Annotated in this window: 3 protein-coding genes and 2 pseudogenes; all 5 read left to right on the plus strand. The window is 38.7% G+C overall.

Annotation, left to right across the window (positions count from 1 at the left end; genetic code table 11):
* The first annotated feature begins 419 nt into the window (after positions 1-419).
* Positions 420-1013, plus strand: coding sequence for a dynamin family protein (locus Q397_RS23565; protein ID WP_051610394.1), 594 nt, complete (start codon positions 420-422; stop codon positions 1011-1013).
* Positions 1010-2692: a hypothetical protein gene (locus Q397_RS24545; protein WP_051610396.1), complete on the plus strand. Its 1683-nt coding sequence runs from the start codon at positions 1010-1012 to the stop codon at positions 2690-2692. The genes Q397_RS23565 and Q397_RS24545 overlap by 4 nt, the downstream gene beginning before the upstream one ends.
* Positions 2679-4415, plus strand: coding sequence for a LeoA/HP0731 family dynamin-like GTPase (locus Q397_RS0119750; protein ID WP_028880862.1), 1737 nt, complete (start codon positions 2679-2681; stop codon positions 4413-4415). The genes Q397_RS24545 and Q397_RS0119750 overlap by 14 nt, the downstream gene beginning before the upstream one ends.
* Before the next feature lie 183 nt (positions 4416-4598).
* Positions 4599-5206, plus strand: a pseudogene (locus tag Q397_RS23575) (IS3 family transposase); the annotation flags it as partial.
* 63 nt (positions 5207-5269) lie between these two features.
* Positions 5270-5524 (plus strand): annotated as a pseudogene (locus Q397_RS0119760) (transposase); the annotation flags it as partial.
* Positions 5525-5530 lie beyond the last annotated feature (6 nt).

Raw genomic sequence — 5530 nt, forward strand, 5'->3', positions numbered from 1 at the left:
CTTGTTAAAGCAAGCTGGACAGCTTCACGTTTAAATTCATCAGATTTTTTGAGACTCATTTATTCCTCCTGTAAATCTCAGTTTAACAGAAGGTGCTCTCCACTTTATAGGGACGGGACCATTCTATGGCCGGGGGTATTCTATGGATGTTGTCGTGGAGGAACTGGGGAAGGTCCATTACGGTTTCTTCAAGAGATAATCCGAAAGAAAGTTCCAATGGTCGTCAAAATATGACGAGGTTATGTTTTATGCTTTTGACTCTGCATCAGGAAAGGATTTACTCATGTTGGCGTTTATTGGTGGACTCGTGTCCCTCGTTTACATAATTCTCGTGATACTTGAAGTTGTATATCGACTTAGTAAACGCAAAAAGGTATAAAAGTGGAAAGGGGTTTTGGTAGTGTTACGAGATTTAATTAATGACCAATAATAGTTTTGAGAAAATATATAATGACATACAAAATGATGTTGCCGAAGCTCTCAATAGCATCGAAGAGATTAAGATCAAAGATGCAGAAGGAAATGCTTATATTGATAAGCTAAAAGATGAGCTAGTTCAAATCCATAGCCAATTTTCCGATGAATTGAAATATTTGGAAGAACATTCAGAATGGGAAAAATTCACTATTGCATTTTTTGGTGAAACTAACGCTGGCAAAAGTACGATTTTAGAATCTTTACGTATTTTATTTAAAGAACAACAACGTCAGAAGAATATTGAATCAAATACAGTTACTACGAATGAGCTTGAGGTTGAATATTCTCAAGAGTTCAATGAGCTGCAAGATGAATTAAATCTTGCCTACCAATCATATAGTGGAAAAATCACCCACATCCGTAACGACATAGCAAGCTTAACTGAACATATAAATAAAAAATATAACCCTGTTAAATATGTTTTACGATATACGCTCATATCAATAACAGCCCTCATATTAGGTGGCATTTTGGGAGCCCATTTTTCTGGTCCCTTTAATAGTTTTATTAAGGCAATTTTTTGGGGCGTACTGTGAAAAGCCACTCTAAACCAATTGATGTTCCTGTTTTGTTAGACGAAGAACATAGATTAAATATTTTAAATTTCGTTGATCTCAAAAAATCTGCACCAAGCATCGCAAATGCACTGACGTTGCAAAAGAAACTGGAACAAGCCCGTTTAAAATCCAATTTTACGGATGGTGAAATTATTGGGACCGGTGAAGCAGATTTCACCAAAGGAAATGTTGTTTATGAATTTGAACATTTAGGCCGCCCCTTTCAGCTTTTAGACGTTCCGGGAATTGAGGGTGATGAAAATCAATATGAAAAATATGTTCACGAAGCCGTCGCTAAAGCCCATCTGGTTTTTTACGTAAACGGAACTAATAAAAAACCTGAAAAGGCAACAGCTGAAAAAATCAAGCGATACTTAAGACGTGATGCTAATGTACTTGCAATTTGCAACATCAGGGGTAAAGCGGATGCTTATGAATTTCCAGAAGACCGTGAGTCGTTGGATAATCAAAAAGGTGCAAATGAAGCGAAAGAACAAACGAGCGAAGTGCTAACAAGTATTCTCGGTGAAAAATACCTTATGGGTACTGAAAACGTTCAAGGGTTATTGGCTTTTTGCTCTTTAGCAATAGGGCAGAATGGGGTTTCAACTATTCACAGATCAAGAACGAGTGATCTTATCAAAGCACAAAATGGCTTTTTACACGATTTTGGATCATCAAAAGAGATGAGAGATTTCAGTGAAATTGACCGCATCTCTGACAATATCCAGCGAAAGCTGGAGACTTATAAAGAAGATATTGTAGAAAGCAACAAGGGGAAACTGCTCCGCCTTCTATCTGATAACACAGATGTACTTAACAGCATGTTAGATCAAAACCGTCGACTGACTGACAAAATAAAAGAAAAATGTACTAATTCTGCGAATGAAATCAATGAATGCCTTTCACAGACACTAGATAGCTTTAAACGAAAGAGAAAACTCAGCGTCGATACCTTCTTCACAACGATTGAAGAAGGTATATGCAAAATCATTGAGAATAATTTTAAAGAAAATGAAGAAATCGAGCGTTTATCTTCGGTTTTAATGGACAGTGAAGAGAAAAAACTCACCGCTAGACTTCAAGAAATGAAAACTGAGATGCTTGAAAGTCTAAATGAGAGACTTTCAAGCATTTTAAAGAGATTAAATGAAGATGTTCACAGCCTTCACTTACAACAAGAAATTATACAAAAAAAGATAGTTGGATTGTCGCTCAAAGATGCTCTTATGGAAATGGATATGACGTTTAAAGAATTTGCATCCGATATCGGCACCTATGCATTAACAGGTGGAACTCTGGGTATGGCAGGAGGACCTGTGGTAGCTGCAATTGGAACCGGAATAGGGGCATTAGTCGGTGCGGCTATATCTTGGATAAAAAGTGCCTTTTTTTGCAAAGAGACAAAAATCAGGAATGCAAAAAAAAGAATCCACACTTTATTGCAAGAAGAAAAAAGAAAATTACAGAACCGATTTAACACCGAAACAGAACATATCATAACTTCAATTAAAGCTGATGTACAAAACGGTATCTTGAAAAATATAAGCGATGATGTCCGTAAAATGGAAAATGCTATGTTGGCATTAGAGATGCCAATAAACAGGCTCAACACTATTTCAGAATCAATTAAGGGGAAAGAATATGGAACAATTTAATATATTTAATGCAGAAAAAACCGCCCTAATTGATAAGTTAAGCTCACTTAAAAAACTTGTCACAAAATTGGATGGTGTCGGTATTGATGTTTCTGATGACCTGAATAAAATTCAGGACACTATTCAAAATGTTGAAGGCGACTTGCTTAGAATAGCCTTGGTTGGAGCCTTCTCTGACGGCAAAACCAGTGTTATTGCGGGTTGGCTTGGCCAAGTTCTGGATAACATGAAGATTGATACTGATGAATCTTCCGATGCACTTGCGATTTATCAGCCAGAAAATCTCCCTGAAAAATGCGAGATCATAGATACGCCCGGTCTGTTTGGAGACAAAGAAAAAACAGATGAAGCTGGAAATGTAATACAGTACGCTGATGTTACGAAAAAATATTTGTCCGAGGCTAATCTGATTTTCTATGTTGTAGATGCAACGAACCCAATGAAAGATAGCCATGAGAGCACAGTAAAATGGCTTTTACGAGACTTGAATAAACTTTCATCAACAATTTTTATTATTAACAAAATGGATGAAGTTTCTGACTTGAGAGATCATGAAGATTTTGAAAACCAGTCTCAAATAAAAAAGAAAAACCTAATTGGGAAACTTGAAAAATTTGTAAGTTTATCAGAGGATGAAAAAAATAGTCTGAACATTGTTTGTCTATCATCTAACCCAAATGGTCGAGGGCTTGATTTTTGGCTCAATGAAAAGCCAGAAATATATAGTGATCGCTCTCGCATGAATGTTCTACAAAACGTTACTCAAGAGATATTAGATAAAAATACGGCAAATGCCTTGATCGCAAAAACAGGCATGGATGTCATTAATGACGTTGTGTCACAGAAAATTATGCTTGCAGAAGAGCAGTTCAATGAAATTCATTTGTATGCAGAAAATGTACAGACAAACATTCAAAGAATTGAGCAGGATATTATTAACGGTAGAAAACAAGTCATTGCTGCGAAAAACGAACTCACCGAAACGCTAATTGAACGTGAAAAAAACTTATTGGGGAAAATACGTACTTTGGCAACAAATGAAGAATATTTAGCCTTTCTGGAAGATGAAATCGGCCATTCTGAATCCGATTTTGGATATAAATTGAAATTGCGTATTGAAAACGCCTGCCAAAATTGTTTCCAGCAAACCACACAAGTTATGAATGGTATCTCTACGACAATAAATGAACAAATTAATATGTCAGAGAGCCTTGTCAATACGTTGTCAAATTCGGCTTTGAAAGGCACATCTCAGGTTTTGAGTGCATTGAGTAAAACTCCAGTAAGTACGATCAAGTCAGGCGTGTTTTTTGCTCGTGACACCATTGCTAGTGTAACTGGTGTAGTCTTCAAATTTAAGCCTTGGGGTGCTACCAAGTTAGCTGCGGGTGTGAGCAAATGGGCTGGCCCAATAGGAGCAGGTGTTCAATTGTTTACAAGTGGCTGGGAACTTTATCAGCAAAATGAAAAAGAAGAAAAAATTAAGAAAATGCAGTCTGATCTGTCAGAAATGGTCAAAGAGCATTTTAAAGCCGTATATGATGTTTTAAGGGATGATGAAAAAACATTTGAGGCCTTTGCTCCCCAATTGGCTGGATTTATGGCAATCATCGAACAACAAAGACAAGAATTGCTTGACCTTGAACGGAAACATGAACTTTTACTTTCTGTCAAAAATGAATTTCAGAGCAATCTTATCCCCCAATCGAGCGAGTTAAGATAACTCTCCCAAAATACAGAGAAGTATCATGGACCTGTACGGAAAAAGTGGAGTGCGTCTCCTGAGTTAATTATACTGACTACAGGAGAATATGATGAGTCGCAAACGCACCCCAGAATTTAGAGAAGAAGCCGCCCGTGTTGCTTTAAACAGTAACCAGCCCCGCAACGTTGTTGCTGCCAATTTCGGCGTCAGCGTGAAGATATCGTGTTGCTTGCCCGTATCAAATCCATTCATTATGGCAATGATCAATCCTATGGCCGTGTTCGTATGACAGATGAATTGAAGGAAGAAGGTATTTGTGTCGGCGAGCATCGGGTTGCCGGGATCATGAAGCACAACAATTTACGGATCGTACGAAGCCAGAAATTCAAACGGACAACCGACAGCGATCACAAGCACAATATCTCGCCCAATCTTCTGGATGGTGGCTTTACAGCGACAGCAGCGGATCAAAAATGGGTGGGAGACATTACCTACCTGTGGACAGGAGAAGGCTGGTTCTATTTAGCCGTTGTCATCGACCTTTATTCCCGTCGCGTGATTGGTTGGTCTGTAAGCAGCCGGATGAAGAAGGATTTGGTCATTAATGCCCTCAACAAGGCGATTGCCCTTCGCAAACCGTCAAAAGGCGTCATTTTCCATTCGGACCGAGGCAGTCAATATTGCTCAACCAAATTCCGTAAACTAGCTGGCAAAGTACAAGTTCAAACAGTCCATGTCCGGCAAGGGGAATTGTTATAGATAAAGCCGCTGTGGAGACCTTCTTCAAAACTTTGAAGGCGGTGCTCCTCTCCCCGAATGTTGATCCAGTAGGTAGTTAGTGTTTTCATTATTTTGAACAATGGAGAACACTTATGAAGCGTAGATTTACAGACGAACAGATCATTGGAATTTTGAAAGAGAATGAAGCTGGGGTCCCGGTCAAGGAGCTTTGTCGCAAGCACGGCATGTCCGATGCGACCTATTACAAATGGAAGTCCAAGTTTGCAGGTATGGAGGTCAGCGATGCCCGTCGCCTTCGGGATATGGAAGATGAGAACCGGCGTTTGAAGAAGCTAGTAGCAGACCTATCGCTGGATAAAATGGCTTTGGAAGAACTGCTAAAAAAGATCTGA

This window comes from Terasakiella pusilla DSM 6293 (assembly GCF_000688235.1).
Taxonomy (GTDB): domain Bacteria; phylum Pseudomonadota; class Alphaproteobacteria; order Rhodospirillales; family Terasakiellaceae; genus Terasakiella; species Terasakiella pusilla.

Excerpts from the sequence above, each read along its gene's own strand:
- Q397_RS0119750 (WP_028880862.1), top strand. The coding sequence starts at position 2,679 with ATGGAACAATTTAATATATTTAATGCAGAAAAAACCGCCCTAATTGAT.
- Q397_RS23565 (WP_051610394.1), top strand. The coding sequence starts at position 420 with ATGACCAATAATAGTTTTGAGAAAATATATAATGACATACAAAATGAT.